The 16,642-nt window shown below is 61.9% G+C and carries 16 protein-coding genes; 10 read left to right on the top strand and 6 right to left on the bottom strand.

Annotation, left to right across the window (positions count from 1 at the left end; translation table 11 throughout):
- The first annotated feature begins 22 nt into the window (after positions 1-22).
- Positions 23-277 (top strand): DUF6894 family protein, encoded by a 255-nt coding sequence (locus tag AC07UB_RS06580; protein WP_492793095.1) that lies wholly within the window; start codon positions 23-25, stop codon positions 275-277.
- Here the strand turns inward: AC07UB_RS06580 and AC07UB_RS06575 are convergent.
- The gene (locus AC07UB_RS06575) at positions 231-1,193 is read right to left on the bottom strand and encodes a LysR family transcriptional regulator (protein WP_492793094.1); all 963 of its coding nucleotides are present in this window, start codon (positions 1,191-1,193) and stop codon (positions 231-233) included. The genes AC07UB_RS06580 and AC07UB_RS06575 overlap by 47 nt on opposite strands.
- A 112-nt stretch (positions 1,194-1,305) precedes the next feature.
- Between AC07UB_RS06575 and AC07UB_RS06570 the strand changes: the two genes are divergently transcribed.
- From AC07UB_RS06570 to AC07UB_RS06540, 7 genes are all read left to right on the top strand, one after another.
- Entirely contained in the window at positions 1,306-2,130 is an 825-nt protein-coding gene (locus tag AC07UB_RS06570; RefSeq protein ID WP_494651649.1) for a putative hydro-lyase, read from the top strand.
- Positions 2,131-2,195: 65 nt separating this feature from the next.
- On the top strand, positions 2,196-3,446 hold the full coding sequence (locus AC07UB_RS06565; protein ID WP_494651650.1) for an ABC transporter substrate-binding protein: 1,251 nt from the start codon (positions 2,196-2,198) through the stop codon (positions 3,444-3,446).
- A 109-nt stretch (positions 3,447-3,555) separates the two neighbouring features.
- Positions 3,556-4,434, top strand: coding sequence for a branched-chain amino acid ABC transporter permease (locus AC07UB_RS06560; RefSeq protein WP_492793091.1), 879 nt, complete (start codon positions 3,556-3,558; stop codon positions 4,432-4,434).
- Complete coding sequence (locus AC07UB_RS06555; RefSeq protein ID WP_492793090.1) at positions 4,434-5,441, top strand: branched-chain amino acid ABC transporter permease; 1,008 nt, start codon at positions 4,434-4,436, stop codon at positions 5,439-5,441. The genes AC07UB_RS06560 and AC07UB_RS06555 overlap by 1 nt, the downstream gene beginning before the upstream one ends.
- Complete coding sequence (locus AC07UB_RS06550) at positions 5,438-6,172, top strand: ABC transporter ATP-binding protein (RefSeq protein WP_492793089.1); 735 nt, start codon at positions 5,438-5,440, stop codon at positions 6,170-6,172. The genes AC07UB_RS06555 and AC07UB_RS06550 overlap by 4 nt, the downstream gene beginning before the upstream one ends.
- Positions 6,162-6,869 (top strand): ABC transporter ATP-binding protein, encoded by a 708-nt coding sequence (locus tag AC07UB_RS06545; protein ID WP_492793088.1) that lies wholly within the window; start codon positions 6,162-6,164, stop codon positions 6,867-6,869. The genes AC07UB_RS06550 and AC07UB_RS06545 overlap by 11 nt, the downstream gene beginning before the upstream one ends.
- A 102-nt stretch (positions 6,870-6,971) precedes the next feature.
- Complete coding sequence (locus AC07UB_RS06540) at positions 6,972-8,231, top strand: Glu/Leu/Phe/Val family dehydrogenase (protein ID WP_494651652.1); 1,260 nt, start codon at positions 6,972-6,974, stop codon at positions 8,229-8,231.
- Between the two features lie 25 nt (positions 8,232-8,256).
- Here the strand turns inward: AC07UB_RS06540 and AC07UB_RS06535 are convergent, their stop codons facing one another.
- From AC07UB_RS06535 to AC07UB_RS06515, 5 genes are all read right to left on the bottom strand, one after another.
- Positions 8,257-9,063 (bottom strand): alpha/beta fold hydrolase, encoded by an 807-nt coding sequence (locus AC07UB_RS06535; RefSeq protein WP_492793086.1) that lies wholly within the window; start codon positions 9,061-9,063, stop codon positions 8,257-8,259.
- A gap of 3 nt (positions 9,064-9,066) precedes the next feature.
- Entirely contained in the window at positions 9,067-10,362 is a 1,296-nt protein-coding gene (locus AC07UB_RS06530) for an O-acetylhomoserine aminocarboxypropyltransferase (protein WP_492793085.1), read from the bottom strand.
- Between the two features lie 57 nt (positions 10,363-10,419).
- Positions 10,420-11,844, bottom strand: a complete 1,425-nt coding sequence (locus AC07UB_RS06525; protein ID WP_492793084.1) for an amidase — start codon at positions 11,842-11,844, stop codon at positions 10,420-10,422.
- Positions 11,845-11,946: 102 nt separating this feature from the next.
- Positions 11,947-13,173 carry an ABC transporter substrate-binding protein gene (locus tag AC07UB_RS06520; RefSeq protein WP_492793083.1) on the bottom strand — a complete coding sequence of 409 codons (1,227 nt, stop codon included), beginning with the start codon at positions 13,171-13,173 and terminating at the stop codon, positions 11,947-11,949.
- A gap of 45 nt (positions 13,174-13,218) precedes the next feature.
- Entirely contained in the window at positions 13,219-14,091 is an 873-nt protein-coding gene (locus AC07UB_RS06515; RefSeq protein WP_494651655.1) for an SDR family oxidoreductase, read from the bottom strand.
- 107 nt (positions 14,092-14,198) lie between these two features.
- Between AC07UB_RS06515 and AC07UB_RS06510 the strand changes: the two genes are divergently transcribed.
- Both AC07UB_RS06510 and AC07UB_RS06505 read left to right on the top strand, forming a co-directional pair.
- Positions 14,199-15,008 carry a crotonase/enoyl-CoA hydratase family protein gene (locus tag AC07UB_RS06510; protein ID WP_494651656.1) on the top strand — a complete coding sequence of 270 codons (810 nt, stop codon included), beginning with the start codon at positions 14,199-14,201 and terminating at the stop codon, positions 15,006-15,008.
- Positions 15,009-15,020: 12 nt separating this feature from the next.
- Positions 15,021-16,571 carry an acyl-CoA synthetase gene (locus tag AC07UB_RS06505; protein ID WP_494651657.1) on the top strand — a complete coding sequence of 517 codons (1,551 nt, stop codon included), beginning with the start codon at positions 15,021-15,023 and terminating at the stop codon, positions 16,569-16,571.
- Positions 16,572-16,642: the final 71 nt, after the last annotated feature.

Below are 16,642 nucleotides of genomic sequence, written 5' to 3'. Positions count from 1 at the left end.
ATAGCGACCTTAGCTTGCGGTCATGCCGCGTTACTTCTTCAATACCCGCATCGGCGAGACGCTGATTCCTGACCCCGAGGGCGCCGAATTGCGCGATCCCGATCACGCCTGGCGCGTGGCGCGCGCGACCATCCGGCAGATCTTGCAGGAAGAGGGTAAGGAGCCGGGCCTTCTGGCGGCATCGCTGGAGGTCACGGACGCGGCCGGCGAGATCGTGCTCGAATTCCCCTTCACCGAGGCGATCGAGATTCCTGACGACCCGCCTTCGCGGCACTGACGACGGGTGTGCGGGTTTGAATTGCCGGGGCGTCCTCGCCCTGCGCGAGCCTGACGGCAATATCGGCGACAAGCTCGACGGCCAGCGTGTCCGGCGAGGCCAGCCAGCTTGCGGCGAATGTCAGGGTCGGTACCTGCAAATCCGTCGTCAGGAGACGGAGCTGGCCTTCCGCCAGTTCGCGCTCCACGATCGCCGTGGGGATGACAGCGACGCCGATCCCGTCCGTCGCCATGCGGATGACGGTGGCGAGCGAAGCGCTCGCATGCAGGCGAGGCGGCGGCAGGTCCGGCCGGTTGAACAGCGAACGCACGATCTCATAGGGTTGAGTCTTTCTCGAAAAGGTGATGATCGCGAACCGCGCGAGATCGTGAACCGTCAGCACACCGGCTCCGAGCCCGAGAGAGGGGCTGGCGACGAACGAATTCGGATAATCGCACAGCACGCGGTTACGCACGTTCGACGCCGACCATGGCCCGAGACAAAAAGCGAGATCTATCTCCTGCGCTAAAAGCCGCTCGCGCAGATTTGGCGTGATATCGATTTCGATTTCCAGCGACAGATTTGGATAGGCGCTCGCGACCCGCTCGATCAGTTGCGGCAGCCACGTATGAACGATGGTCTCGGACACTCCGAGGCGCAGCACGCCGCGCATCGCCGAACGATCCATCACCGCGGCCAGCATTTCCGACCGCAGGCCGATCAGCTTCTCGGCATATTGCATCATCTGCCGCCCGCTCGGCGTCGGCGTCACGGCACGGCTGTCGCGTTGCAGGAGTTTGACGCCGATCTCGCTTTCAAGCTGCGCGATGCGTTGCGAGATCGCCGGCTGCGTCGTGTTGAGCTTTCGCGCCGCGCCACCGAAGCTGCCGAGCGTTGTCACCCAGAGAAATGTTTCGAGCGATTTGAAATCGACCATGCCTGTAACCCCGCACCCATTAGTCCAGCTTATCGTTTCTCATAAGAAAACACGACTAGACTTTATCGTAGCGCAATGATCCACTCTTTTTGAAGAGAAACGGAGTGGTCTTATGCTGTCTGCTGCCGAGCAGGTGTCTCCAACCGTTCAAAGCCGTGGTGCGCAGCTTCCGAGCCGGGATGCGCGGCTGGCTTATCGTTCCGGCAAGGTCGGCGTCACGGCGGGCGTGGCCCCCGGTTTCGTTCAGGGCAATCTCGCCATCGTTCCCGAAGCGCTCGCGTCGGCGTTTCATCGTTTTTGCCAGCTCAATCCCAAGCCTTGTCCCATCATCGGCATGTCCGAGGTCGGCGATCCGCGCATTCCGGCGCTAGGCATCGATCTCGACATCCGCACCGATCTGCCGCGTTACCGCGTCTGGCGCGACGGGGAGCTTTCGGAAGAACCCACCGACATCATGGCGCACTGGCGCGACGATCTCGTCGCCTTCGTCATTGGCTGCTCGTTCTCGTTTGAAGAAGCGCTGGTCGCCGACGGTCTGAAAATCCGCCACATCGAAGAGGGGCGTAACGTCCCGATGTATCGCACCAATGTGCCGTGCGCGTCGGCCGGACCGTTCGCCGGTCCATTGGTCGTCTCGATGCGGCCGTTCAAGCCGGCGGAAGCGATCCGGGCCATCCAGATCACAACGCGGTTTCCGGCCGTGCACGGCGCGCCGGTGCATTTCGACAAGCCCGAACTGATCGGCATCAAGGATATTTCCAAGCCCGACTATGGCGACGCCGTGAGCATTCGGCCCGATGAAGTGCCGGTATTTTGGGCGTGCGGAGTCACACCGCAATCGGTCATCCTGCAATCGCGGCTGCCCTTCGCGATCACCCACGCGCCGGGCTACATGCTGGTGACGGACGCTCGCAATACGGAATTTTCTATTCAGTAAATTGGTCAACCAGTCGCAAAGCCTTTGCCAGACAACAGGCTTCGTCAAACACAGGAGTATCGTCGATGAATCGCCGCGAAGTATTGTTGTCCGGTGTTGCAATGTCATTGGCCGGAACCATCGGGACGCGCGCCTTCGCGCAGGCCGGTGGTGAAATCCTGATCGGTTGTATCTGGCCGATGACCGGGCCAACTGCGCAGGTCGGAGCAGACGCGAAAGCGGCTCTTGAAACGGCGGCCGATATTGTCAACGGCTCGCACGATCTCGACCTCCCGACCGCGAAGAATGCGGGTCTCGCAGGCCTCGGCAATGCCAAGATCAAGCTGGTGTTCGCCGACCATCAGGGCGATCCGCAGAAGGGCCGTGCCGAAGCCGAGCGCCTGATCACACAGGACAAGGTCGTCGCCATCTGCGGCGCATTCCACTCGTCGGTGTCGGCCACGGTCAGCGCGTCCTGCGAGCGCTATGGCATTCCCTATATTGCGGCCGATTCGTCATCACCGAGCCTGCATCGCCGGGGTCTGAAATTCTTCTTCCGTCCCGCAGCCCATGACGAGATGTTCTCGCTCGCGATGTTCGAGTTCATGGATGCACTGAAAAAGAAGGGCAAGAAGATCGACAGCGTCGGATTGTTCTTCGAGGACACGATCTTCGGGACCGACTCCTCCAACGTGCAGCGCAAGCTGGCGCAGGATCGCGGTTACAAGGTTGCGGTCGATATCAAGTATCGCGCCTCTTCGCCATCGCTTACGGCTGAAGTGCAGCAGATCAAGAGCGCCAATCCCGACGTGCTGCTGCCATCTAGCTACACCACAGACTCCATCCTGCTGATGAAGACCATGGACGAGCTCGGCTACAAGCCGAACAACATCCTGGCGCAGGCGGCGGGATTCGCCGACAAGGCGACCTTCGATGCGGTGGCCGACAAGCTCAACGGCATGATCTCGCGCGCCAGCTTCTCGCTCGATCTCGCCGCCAAGCGTCCGTCGGTCGGCAAGGTCAACGACATGTTCAAGGCGCGTGCCAACCGTGACCTCAACGACAACACCTCGCGGCAGTTGACCTCGATTCTCGTGCTGGCTGACGCCATCGATCGTGCCAAGTCCACCGACGGCGAGAAAATCCGCGCGGCACTCGCTGCCACGGATACGCCCGGCGAGAAAACCATCATGCCGTGGAAGCGCATCAAGTTCACCGCCGAAGGCCAGAACGATGATGCCGATCCGGTGCTGTTGCAGTATATCGGCGGCAAGTTCGTCACGGTGTATCCGGAGCAGGCCGCGATCGCCGAACCGAAATGGCCGATGAACGGCTGATCCGTGACAAGGCGCTGTCTTCGCGACAGCGCCTTTTTTACGAATGTTCGAATGCAATGTCTGACGGCACCGCCGCCGTGCGGCCGTTTATCTGGATGGATTGTTCCCGGTGACAACACAGGCCTTTCTTCAGGTGATCGCAAGCGGCCTCTTGATGGGGTTGATCTATGCGCTGATCGCGGTCGGCCTGTCGCTGATCTTCGGTCTGATGGACGTGGTGAACTTCGCCCATGGCGAGTTCCTGATGCTCGCGATGTACGCGACCTTCGGGTTGGTGTTCATGACCGCGCTCGATCCCGTCGTGCTGGCGCCGCTCGTTGTGGCGCTGATGTTCGTGCTCGGCGTTTCGGTCTATGCGGGCATCATCCGTTACGCGATGCGCGCCAAGGCCAATCCCGGCATGGTGCAGATCTTCGCGACCTTCGGCCTTGCGCTCTTGATCCAGGGCCTCGCGCAGTATTTCTTCACGCCGGATTATCGCAACATCGCCAACACATGGCTCGGCGGCAAGACGCTCAACCTGGGCGGGGTGTTCCTGCCGTGGCCGCAGATTTTCGGCGGCGCGGTCTCGTTGGCGGTGTTCGCGGGTCTCTACTGGCTGATCACGCGCACGGACTTCGGCAAGGCGCTTGAAGCGACACGCGAAGACCAGGGCGCGGTGGCCCTGGTCGGCATCGACCGCAACCGCGTGTTCGCGCTCGGCTGGGGACTTGGCGCGGCGCTGGTCGGCATCGCGGGCGCAGTGCTCGCGATCTTCTATTACATCCATCCGCAGGTCGGCGGCACCTTCGCGCTGATAGCCTATGTCACCGTGGCGCTCGGCGGCTTCGGCAGCATCTTCGGCGCGCTGGTCGCCGGCGTGATCGTCGGACTGGTGGAGGCGCTGACCACGCTGATCCTGCCGGCGTCGCTGAAATCCGTCGGGGTGTATTCACTCTATCTGCTGGTGCTGTTCGTCAGGCCGAGCGGCCTGTTCGGGAGGTTGTGATGGCGGAGAGCGCAGCGGTCTCATCGATGACGTCGTTCGTTTCCGGCCGCAGGAGGCAGCTTGTCATTGCGTTCGTGGTCTTCGCGGCGATCGCGCTGGTGCCGCGGATGGTGTCCGACGTCTACCTGATGAACGTGCTGATCCTGACGCTGCTGTTCGCGGCGCTGTCGCAGAGCTGGAATCTGCTCGGCGGCTATTGCGGGCAGGTGTCGCTGGGGCACGCGCTGTATTTCGGGCTTGGCGCTTACGCCACCAGCATTCTTTATGTGAAGTTCGGCATCACCCCGTGGGGCGGTCTGCTCGCGGGCGGCATCATCGCAGCCGCCATCGCGCTGGCGCTTGGCTATCCGTGTTTCCGGCTCAAGGGACATTACTTTTCGATTGCGACCATTGTCATCGCAGAAATCGGCTTGTTGCTGTTTCACAACTGGGATTACGCCGGGGCGGCGCTCGGCATTCAGTGGCCGTTCACGCCGGACTCATGGTGGACCTTGCAGTTCGCCCGCGATAAGGCGCCTTACTTTTACTTCGCGCTCGGTCTGTTCGCCGTCACTTGGCTCGTCACGTTCTCCATCGTCGAATCGAAGTGGGGCTATTGGTGGCGCGCGGTGAAGGACAATTCCGAAGCCGCCGAAAGCCTCGGCGTCACGATCTTCCATTCCAAGATGGCGGCGGCGGCGATCTCCGCCTTCTTCACCGCGGTCGGCGGCGGCTTCTACGCGGCCTTCGTGTCCTACATCGACCCTGACAGCGTGATGCACTTCCGCTTTTCGCTGCTGATGGCGCTGCCTGCCGTATTGGGCGGTGTCGGCTCGCTGTGGGGACCGGCGATCGGCGCGCTGATCCTGATTCCGCTGGCCGAATTGACGCGCTCGTATCTGGGCGGCGCCGGGTCGGGTCTTGATCTCGTCATCTATGGCGGTCTCATCATGATCGTCTCATTGACGCGCCCCGAAGGCATTCTCAGCATCATCAAGCCGCCGACAGCGCGCGGGACCACGACATGACCGACAAGCCGATCATCAGTTGCCGCAGCGTGACCCGTCGTTTCGACGGACTGGTGGCGAACGATTCCATCGATCTCGATGTCAAGCGCGGCGAAATTCTCGGGCTGATAGGTCCGAACGGCGCAGGCAAATCGACGCTGTTCAATCTGATCGCGGGCGCGTTTCCGGTGTCGTTCGGCGTCATCGAATTCGACGGCCAGGACATTACGCCGCTGCCGGCCGCGAAGCGCTGTCAGCTCGGCATCGCGCGGACCTATCAGGTGCCGCGTTCGTTCGATTCCATGTCGGTGGTCGAGAATGTCACCGTCGGCGCGTTCGTGCGCTATCCCGGCGTGTTGCAGGCCCGCGCCAAGGCGCTCGATGTTCTCGAATATGTCGGGCTTGCGTCTCATGCCGATTCGTCGGCCGCGGATCTCACGCCGCCGCAGAAGCGCCGCCTCGAAGTGGCGCGAGCGCTGGCGACCGAGCCGAAGCTGCTGCTGCTCGATGAGGTGCTGACGGGCCTTACGCCGAGCGAAGCGGCGGCGGGCGTCGATCTGATCCGCAAGGTGAGGGAGACCGGCGTCACCGTGGTGATGGTCGAGCACGTCATGGAAGTGGTGATGCCGCTGGTCGACCGCGCCGTGGTGCTGCATCTTGGCAAGGTGCTGGCGGAGGGACTGCCGAAGGAGGTCGTGCGGGACGACAAGGTGATCACCGCCTATCTGGGGGATCGTCACCGTGCTGCTTGATGTCGCCAACCTCACCACGGCCTATCGCGGATTGATCGCGATTTCCGATATTTCGATTCAGGTCGATTCCGGCGAGATCGTTACTGTCGCCGGCGCTAACGGCGCGGGAAAATCGACGCTGCTGAAATCCATCTCCGGCATGGAGAAGGCAAAATCCGGATCGGTCAGCTTCGGCGGCGAACGAATCGACACCATTCCGGCGCATCTGATCACCGGGCGCGGACTGGCCTTCGTGCCGGAAAACAAGCGCCTGTTTCCTCGTCTCAGCGTCGCCGACAATCTGCGGCTCGGCAGTTATCTGCACCGCGGCACGCCGGATCGCGACGCTCCGCTGGAATTCGTGTTCAAGCTGTTTCCGCGTCTGGAAGAGCGTCTCAACCAGCGCGCGGCGACGTTGTCCGGCGGCGAACAGCAGATGCTGGCGATTGCACGCGCGCTGATGACCCGGCCGCGCCTCCTGATGCTGGATGAGCCGTCGCAGGGCATCATGCCCAAGCTTGTGGATGAAATTTTTGCAGCCATTCAGCAGATCCGCGACAACGGCGTGACGATCCTGCTGGTCGAGCAACGGCTGTCGGAAAGTCTGGAGATTTCCGACCGCGCCTATGTGCTGCAAACCGGCAAGGTGGTGATGAGCGGCCCAGCCTCTGACATCAAGGCCAATCCCGAAGTGCGGCGGATCTATCTCGGAATGTAATGCACCGGCAGTCGGAAAAATTTCTAAGCGGCGGTCTCCGGCGCAGCGTCCGTTTTATTAACACAATGACATGCGATCAATGTGCGAACGAGGATAGATGCTGTGACAGTGTATAGCGGTCCGGTCTTTGACATGGCGGCGAAGCAGTTCGGCGTGATCGCCGATCATCTGTCGATCCCGCACGACGAGCGCGCGCGGCTTTTGATGCCGAAGCGGTCAGTGACAGTGTCCTGTCCGATCCACCGTGACGACGGCACCATTGCGGTATTTGAAGGCTATCGGGTTCAGCATCATCTCACAATGGGACCGACCAAGGGCGGCACGCGCTTTGCAACGAGTGTCGATCTCGGCGAGGTGGCGGCGCTGGCGATCTGGATGAGCTGGAAATGCGCGCTGGTCGGGTTGCCTTATGGCGGCGCCAAGGGCGGCATCAACGTTGATCCGTCGGCGTTGTCGCGCACCGAGCTCGAGGGTCTGTCGCGGCGCTACATGCAGGAGATGATTCCGTTCGTCGGTCCGCACACGGATGTGATGGCGCCGGATATGGGCACCAACGAGCAGGTAATGGCATGGTTCATGGACACGTATTCCATGTACCAGGGCAAGACGGTGACTGAAATCGTCACCGGGAAACCTGTCGCGACCGGCGGTACGCTCGGCCGGCGCGAGGCGACGGGACGAGGCGTTGCCTATCTCGCGCGGCGCGTCCTCAGCCTGAAGTCGATCAATTTCGGCGAGGCGACCGCGGTGATCCAGGGCTTCGGCAATGTCGGTTCATACACCGCACTTGAACTGGCGCAGTTCGGAGTCAAGACAATCGCCGTCAGCGATCACACCGGTGCTATTCACGACAAGAAGGGACTCGATGTAGCAGCACTGGCGGCGCATGTCGGGAAGCACGGCAGCATCGCCGGGTTTTCCAGTGAGCTGCAATGCGATCCCAAGGCGATGCTGACTTTACCGTGCGACGTGCTGGTGCCGGCTGCGACCGAACGGGTGATCGATGCGGAGGTGGCTGCGCAACTCCGTTGCCGCGTGCTGGCGGAAGGGGCGAACGGGCCGACCACGCCGGACGCCGATCTCGTGCTTGAGCAGCGGGAGGATGAGATTTTCGTGATCCCCGACATTTTGTGCAATTCTGGCGGCGTGGTGGTCAGCTACTTCGAATGGGTGCAGGACTTGCAGCAGTTGTTCTGGGAAGAGGAAGAAGTCACGCAGCGCGAATACCGGATTCTCGATCGCGCGTTCGAACAGATGGTGGCGCGCGCCAGGCAGGACAAGGTGTCGCACCGGACGGCGGCGATGGCGATCGGCGTCGAGAAGGTCCGCGCGGCCAAGACGGTGCGCGGGCTGTTTCCTTGAGCTACCGGCGCGCCGGGCCGATCTTCTAGGCCGGTTGTTTTTGTGTGTGCGATGTGACCAGCGCCGCGAGCACATCATCGGGCCGTTCGGCCGTCAACATGTGTCCCGCGCCGGGCAGCACCACTTGCCTTGAACCAGCAATCGCAGCGGCGAGTTGCTTGCCCGATTTCAGCGGTGTCATCATGTCACGCTCGCCGAGGATGAGCGTCGTCGGCGCGGTCACCTTCGCGGCAGCGGTCAGCGCATCCTTGTAGTCGTTGCAGGCCGCAAGATCGTTGAACAGCACGCCCGGCGCGTCGCGCTCCAGCACGCGCTGTCCACCGCCCATCATCCACAGGCCCGGCGCCTGCGAGCCGCCGAGGCCCGCGGCGAAACCGAAGCCCCAGATCGACACCATGTCGATGGCGTCATGATTGTTGTCCTTCGCCGCATTGAGCAGATCGGGAGACACCGGCATCGCGCCGCCGACGCCGATCAGTGACAATGCGGAGACCTTGTCCGGATGCCGCGCGGCGGCATCGAGCGCAATCAGCGAGCCCATCGAATGTCCGACAAGCCCCGCTTTCTTTGCGCCGGCTGCTTCGATAAGGCGGACAGTCCAGTCCGCCATGCCGGGGATCGATGAAATCAGATTGCCCTTCGATTTTCCATGTCCCGGCAGGTCCACCGCGAGCACGCTGTAGCCATGATGGGAGAACCATCGGCTGAACAGCGCCCACATCGAGTGATCGAAACCTGCTCCGTGCAGAAACACCACCAGCGGCAATTTCGGATCGAGCGGCTTGCCGCCTGTCGTCGCAAAGGTCTCAACGCCGTCCACAGTCAGGATCATGTCTCAAGCCTTCTGAGAAAAGCGGAGCGCCTGGCCGAGGTCGCCGATGATGTCGTCGGCGGCTTCGATGCCGATAGACAACCGGATCAGTTCCTCGCCGATGCCTGCGATCTTCAATTGTTCGGCGTTCATCTGCTGATGCGTGGTCGAGGCAGGATGGATGACCAGCGTCTTGGCGTCACCGACATTGGCGACATGGCTCACGAGCTTGAGTGCTTCGATGAACTTGCGCCCGGCGTCGCGTCCACCCTTGATGCCAAAAGTGATGATGGAGCCCGCGCCGCGCGGCAGCAGCTTTTTTGCCAGTTCGTGATCGGGGTGATTGTCGAGCGAAGGATGCAGCACCCACTCGACGGCCTTGTTCGCGGCGAGGAAGGCCAGAACGGCGGATGCATTCTCGACGTGGCGCTGCATGCGCACATGCAGGGTCTCGACGCCCTGCAAAATCTGGAATGCGTTGGTCGGCGAGATGCACGCGCCGAAATCGCGCAGGCCCTCAGCGCGGGCGCGCATGATGAATGCCTGCGGCCCGAACTCTTCGGCGAAGACGATGCCGTGATAGCCGGCATAGGGCGTGGTCAGCGTCGGAAACTTGCCGGACTTCTCCCAGTCGAAATGTCCGCCATCGACAATGACGCCGCCAATAGCAATGCCGTGGCCGCCGATCCATTTGGTGATCGAGTTCATGACGATGTCGGCACCCATCTCGATCGGACGTGCGAGATAGGGCGTCGCAAACGTATTGTCGATCAGCAGCGGAATGCCGGCGTCATGCGCGATCTTCGCAACGACTGGAATATCCAGCACTTCGAGGCCGGGATTGCCGATGGTTTCGCCGATCACGAGCTTGGTGTTCGGTTTGATCGCGGCGCGGATGCCATCGAGGTCGCGCGGCTTGACGAAGGTGGTGGTGATCCCGAACCGCGGCAGCGTGTGGGTCAGGATGTTGATGCTGCCGCCGTAAAGCGAGGCCGAGGCGACGATATGATCCCCGGCGTCACACAGCGTCGCGATCGCCAGATGCAGCGCGGCCATGCCGCTCGCGGTGCAGACCGCGCCGACGCCGTTTTCCAGCGCCGCCAGACGTTCTTCCAGCACCGCCGTCGTCGGATTTGATATGCGCGTGTAGATGTGACCGGCGCGCTCCAGATTGAACAGCGCCGCGGCGTGATCGGCATCCTGAAACACGTAGGACGTCGTCTGGTGAATCGGAACCGCGCGCGAGCCTGTCACGGGGTCTGGATGCTGGCCCGCATGAAGGCTGAGCGTGTCGAACGCAGGAGGTTTTGGCGCGGCCATTTATCGTCCCTGGTTGTCGGGTGAGGTATCTTTCACGCGAAACTGCCGATTGCAAGTTTACTTCCCAAGGCGAGGATCGATCGGGGTAATAGCCCCAAGCCCGAGAATGGTTTCCAGCAATTTGCCGCCCGCAAGCGCCCGGCCTTCGCCACGCGGTGGGGCTACGATCTGCAGCCCGACAGGCAGGCCTTCGCGGGTGAAGCCGCAGGGAATGGACAACCCCGGACAGCAGGCGACGGTGATGGCGGAAACGATGGCGAGCCAGCCGACATAATTGTCGAACTTCACGCCGTTGCATTCGGCGAGATAGCGCTGCTCGACCGGGAAGGGCGCCACGATGGTGGTCGGGCACAACAGCAGATCGTAGGTCTCGAAGAAGGCGAGAGCGCGGTTCATCAGCGTGACGCGCTGGGCTTCGGCGCGCTCGATGTCGGCCAGCGTCAGTTTGAGGCCCTGTTCGATGTTCCAGATTACTTCCGGCTTGAGCTGATCGCGATGTTGTTTCAGCAGCTTGCCCTTGGTGAGCACATAATCATACGCCCGCAGCACATGGGCGCATTCGACCGACTCGCGAAAATCCGGATGGGCTTCTTCGACGATGACGCCGGCCTCGGCAAATCGCTGCGCGGCCTTGCGGGTGATCTCGGCGACTTCCGGATCGACCGGAGAGATTCCAAGGTCGGCGGAATAGGCGATGCGCTTCGGTTTTGCGCCGGAACGGGCGGCCGTGAGAAACGATGTCGGCAGACGAGGCAGCGACAGCGCATCGCCCGGATGCTCGCCGGACATCGCATCCAGCATCAGCGCGAGGTCTTCGACGTTGCGCGCCATCGGGCCGTCGGCGCTGAGCGTGCGGTCGACCTTCGCGGCCTGCGAATGCGCGACCCTGCCGATGCTGGGGCGCATTCCAACCACGCCGCAGAAGCTCGCGGGATTGCGCAGCGACCCTCCGACATCCGTGCCATGAGCGAGCCATGCCGTGCCGCTCGCCAGCGCGGCCGCAGCGCCGCCGGATGAACCGGATGCGGAGCGCGACAGATTCCACGGATTGAGCGTCGCGCCGAACACCTCGTTGAAAGTTTGAGCGCCCGCGCCGAACTCCGGCGTGTTGGATTTGGCGTAGATCACCGCGCCGTTGGTCTCGAGATTTTCGACCACGATGTTCGATTTGGTCGCAATCGCGTCCTTGAAGATCGGCGAGCCTTGCGTGGTCAGCACACCGGAGACATCGGTCAGATCCTTGATCGGCACCGGCATACCGGCGAGCAGGCCGCGCTCGTTTACGGGCTTTTTCATCAGCCGGTCGGCATGGGCCCGGGCGCGGTCGAAGCAGAGAGTCGGCAGCGCGTTGACCTGGCCGTCGACCTCCTTGATTCGCGATTCCAGTGCATCGAGCAGGTCATGCGGGGTAATGTCTCCGCGTCGCAGCCGCTCGACGTTCTCGCAGGCCGTTGCCCGCACAAGCTCCACACTGGATGTCACGAAATCGCCTCCCGTTTATTGGTTTTCGTTGGCGGCCAATATAGCGGGAGGCGAGGTAATGGCGAGGCGAAATTACAACTTTCCGCCTCGCTGGGTCAGGGGTCAGCGTTCGCCGCCGGCTTCACCATCAAGCACGCTTCCGAACAGCTCCCAGCGCTCGCCCTTGAACCGCATGAGCTGCAACTGCTCGATGGGCGAGAAATCCGTCGCGCTGGTGTTGATCTTGATGCCGGGCAAAAGCCCGCCTTGTTGCAGGTCCTTGATGCTGGCGGCCTGCTTCATGACGTTCTCGCGGGTCAGGTTGTCGCCGCACTGTTTCAGCACCTGGACCATGGTCTGCGCCATGTTGTAGCCGGTGACGGCCGAACTATCCGCGACGTTGGCTTCGGGAACGTATTTGGCCAAGAAAGCCTTGTAGTCCTTCATGCCGGGATCGTCGTTCCACTGCGGATCGGAAGTGTCCTTGGCGTAGGCCGCCGAAATAACGCCCTGTGCGTTATCAAATCCCGCGGGCTTCATGACGGTGGCCGTCGATGCACTGACGTTGCTGATGATCAGCGTCGGCTTCCAGCCGAGTTCGCCGACCTTCTTGACAGTCTGGGCGCCGAACTTCGGTGTGGTGAAGATGACGAGGACGTCGGGGTTCAGGGATTTGATCTTGACGATATGCGAGTCGATGGTCGGCTCGGAAAGCTCGTAGCTCTCCTCGATCACGATCATGGATTTCTTGGCGCCAAGACCGTCCTGAATGCCCTTGAGGTAGTCCTTGCCGAAATCGTCATTCTGGTAGAGCACGGCGATTTTCGCATCGGGTTTCTCCTTCAGGAGATACTTCGCATAGATGCGGCCTTCGCTCTGGTAGCTCGGCAGCCAGCCCATTGTCCACGGGAAGCCCTTCGGGTCATTCCACTTCGTGGCGCCGGTCGCGAGAAACAGGTGCGGCACTTTCTTGGCGTTCATGTATTTCTGGATCGCCGAATTGGACGGTGTGCCGAGCGCGCCGAACACCAGCAACACCTCATCGCTCTCGACCAGCTTGCGTGTCTGCTCGACGGATTTCGGCGGGCTGTAGGCGTCGTCATAGGAAATGAAATTGACCTTGCGGCCATTAATGCCGCCTTCATCGTTGATTTTCCTGAAGTAGCCTTCCATCGCCTTGCCGACGACGCCATACGCCGAAGCGGGTCCGCTGTAGGGAATGATGTTGCCGATCTTGATTTCGGTGTCGGTTGCGCCGGTGTCGTACTTCTTCTGGGCGACAGCGCTGCCGGTCGCGGCCATCAGAAATCCTGCTGCAACAGCCATGCATAGCGAACTATTCAGACGCATTTCGTTCTCCCTGCTTGTTTTTTGATTGAGTGGATTCGGTGAGGGTTATCCCCGTTTCGCCTTGTCCTTTTCGTTTTGCGCCATGATGGCATCGCGCGCCGCGGTCCAGTCGGCGTCCTTCCAGTCGCGCAACTGGTAGAAATTGCCGCCGGACGCGAGCGCCTGCGCGCCGTCCATCGCGATGGTCTCGCCGTTAATCCAGTCGCAGCCACCGGAAATCAGGAATGTCGCGAGATTTTCCAGTTCGCTCATCTGCCCGACGCGGCCCATCGGATTCATGGCGATGGTGCGCGCGCCGGCTTCGTCGCCGGGCTTGATCCGCTTGCTCATGCCCTCGGTCGGAATTTCTCCCGGCGCGATGGCGTTGAGGCGGATGCCGTAACGGCCCCATTCGGTCGCAAGCGACATGGTCATGGCGTGGATCGCGGACTTGCTCATCGCGGACGGCACCACATAGGGGCTGCCGTTGCGCACCCAAGTCACCACGATGGACACGACGTTGCCGCGATCGCCGCCGGCGATCCAGCGCTTGCCGACCGCATGAGTGACATAGAACGTGCCGTGCATCACGATATTGGCGACGGCGTCGAAACCGCGCGGCGTCAAATCCTGCGTGCGCGAAATGAAATTTCCGGCGGCGTTGTTGATGAGATCGGTGAGGGGGCCGTCCTTGAATGCGCTCTCGATCATCGCGTCGACGGCGGCTGCATCGCGGATGTCCACGCCATGCGCCGTGACCTTGCCGCCATGGGTCTTCATGAGTTCGGCGGCGGTCTCTTCGCAGACGCCCTTGCGGCGGCCGCAGATGTGAATCTCCGCGCCGAGGCTGAGAAACTTCGCGGCCATTGCCTTGCCGAGGCCGGTGCCGCCGCCGGTCACCAGAATCTTGCGGCCCGCAAGAAGACGATCTGTGAACATGGTGCAATCCTCCTCTGAATGACTTTTGTCGATTAGTTAGTTGATTAATTAAAACAGCATGATCTAATCGTGTAAAGAGCAAGAAACGAAACAACCGGGAGAACGCCATGTCCGCCGCCAACGATCGCATTACGGTTTCGATGTCGGAGCGCGTGGCCGACGTCCGTCTGGTCCGCGTGGACAAGATGAACGCGCTGGATGCGCCCATGTTCAATGCACTGGTGGACACGGCAGCGCGGCTCAAGGACGAGAAGGGCCTGCGCGCGGTCGTCCTGTCCGGTGAGGGGCGCGCGTTCTGCGCCGGCCTCGACATGGGGCGCTTTGCCGCGATGGGTGAAGGCACCAGCGACCTGCGCGATCTTGCGAAGCGCACGCACGGCCTCGCCAATCACTCGCAGCAGGCGGTCTGGGGCTGGCGGCAATTGCCGGTGCCGGTGATTGCAGCCGTACACGGCGTGGCGTTCGGCGGCGGCTTCCAGTTGGCGCTCGGCGCGGACATGCGCTTCCTTGCGCCCGACACGCGTATGTCGGTGACGGAAATCAAATGGGGTCTGGTGCCGGATATGGCGGGCACGCCAATCCTCGCACGTCTCGTGCGCGACGACATTCTGCGCGACCTTGCATTCACCGGACGGATTTTCTCGGCGCAGGAGGCGATGAGCTATGGCCTCGCGACGCGGGTATGTGATGACCCGCGCGCCGAGGCTTTGGCTGCCGCACGCGAGATCGCGGGCAAGAACCCGGACGCGATCCGCGGCATCAAGCGGATGCTCAACAATCTCGGCGGCGATCCCGGCCCGGCGCTGCTCGCGGAATCGGTCGAGCAGATGAAGGTGATGGGAAAACCGAACCAGACTGAGGCGGTGCGCGCGAACATCGAAAAACGCGCCCCCCGATTTGTAGACGGTTCGAACTGAGCGGCGGTTGTCATGACAGTCTCCGCAACGGCGCTCGCAACCGGCATCATCAGTGGCGATCGCCGCAAAAGCCGGGATGAAATCAACGAACGATCGCGGCTGATCGCGGGAGGTCTCGCGGCGCTCGGCGTCAGGCAGGGCGACAGCGTAGGCATCCTGATGCGCAACGATATCGCGTTCCTCGAGGCCGCCTACGCGGTAATGACGCTCGGGGCTTACGCCGTGCCGATCAATTGGCATTTCAAGGCCGATGAGATCGCTTATGTCATGAGCGATTCCGGCGCGCGTGTACTGATCGGCCACGCCGACCTGCTGCACGGGCTTCACGGAGTCGTTTCTGAAGCCATTACACTGCTCAGCGTGCCGCCGCCGCCGGAAATCGTCACGACCTATCGGATCGGCCCTGCGCTGTGCGCGGCCCCGCGCGGAGCGCTCGATTTCGATGCCTGGCTTGCGAAGCAAACGCCCTATGACGGCCCGACACTGCCGCAGCCGCAGAACATGATCTACACGTCGGGCACCACGGGACATCCCAAGGGCGTCAAGCGATTTGCCCCGACGCCGGAGCAAGCGGCATCCGTCGAAGCCATGCGTGCGTTGATCTACGGATTGAAGCCCGGCGTTCGCGCGCTGCTGCCGGGTCCACTGTATCACTCCGCGCCGAATGCGTTCGGCCTGCGTGCCGGGCGGCTCGGCGATGTGACGATCCTGATGCCGCGTTTCGAGGCCGAGGAATTTCTGCGGATCATCGACGAGCAGAAGATCGACAACGTCTTCATGGTTCCGACCATGTTCACGCGGCTGCTGAAACTGCCCGAACAGGTTCGCAGGTCCTACGACGTCTCCTCACTGCGCCACGTGATCCATGCCGCCGCGCCATGTCCGGCGGAGGTGAAGCGTGCCATGATCGAATGGTTCGGTCCGGTGATCTATGAATTCTACGGCAGCACCGAATCCGGCGCGGTGACGTTCGCGACTTCCGAGGATGCCTTGAAGAAACCCGGTACGGTGGGAAAGATTTCTCCCACCGCTGAACTGCGGTTCCTTGGCGATGACGGCCGCATTCTGCCGCAGGGCGAGATCGGCGAGATTTATTCGCGCCTCCCTGCCTACCCCGATTTCACCTATCACAACCGGCCCGAGAAGCGCGCCGAGATCGACCGCGATGGCTTCATCACCAGTGGCGATGTCGGTTACATCGACGCCGATGGCTATGTCTTCATCTGCGACCGCAAGCGCGACATGGTGATCTCGGGTGGCGTCAATATCTATCCGGCGGAGATCGAAGCCGTGCTGCACGGTATTTCCGGAATTCATGACTGCGCGGTGTTTGGCATTCCCGACGAAGAGTTCGGCGAGGCGTTGATGGCGGTGGTCGAGCCGCAGCCGGGCGCGGCGCTTGATGTGACGGAGATCCGCGAACAACTCAAAGGCATGCTGGCCAGCTACAAGGTGCCCAAACACATCGAAATTCAGGCCAGCCTGCCGCGCGAGGATTCCGGCAAGATCTTCAAGCGGCGGCTGCGCGATCCGTATTGGGAGCGGGCGGGACGCAAGATTTAGGCCCGTCCACGCTTGCGTCCGCGTGCAAAAATTGCGACTTGAGAATGCCGGTCATTTCTCGCGCAAGCGGA

This window comes from Afipia sp. GW821-FHT04G03 (assembly GCF_059419985.1).
The sequence above is the reverse complement of the archived record's forward strand: the minus strand, read 5'-3'. Positions and strand labels throughout refer to the sequence as shown.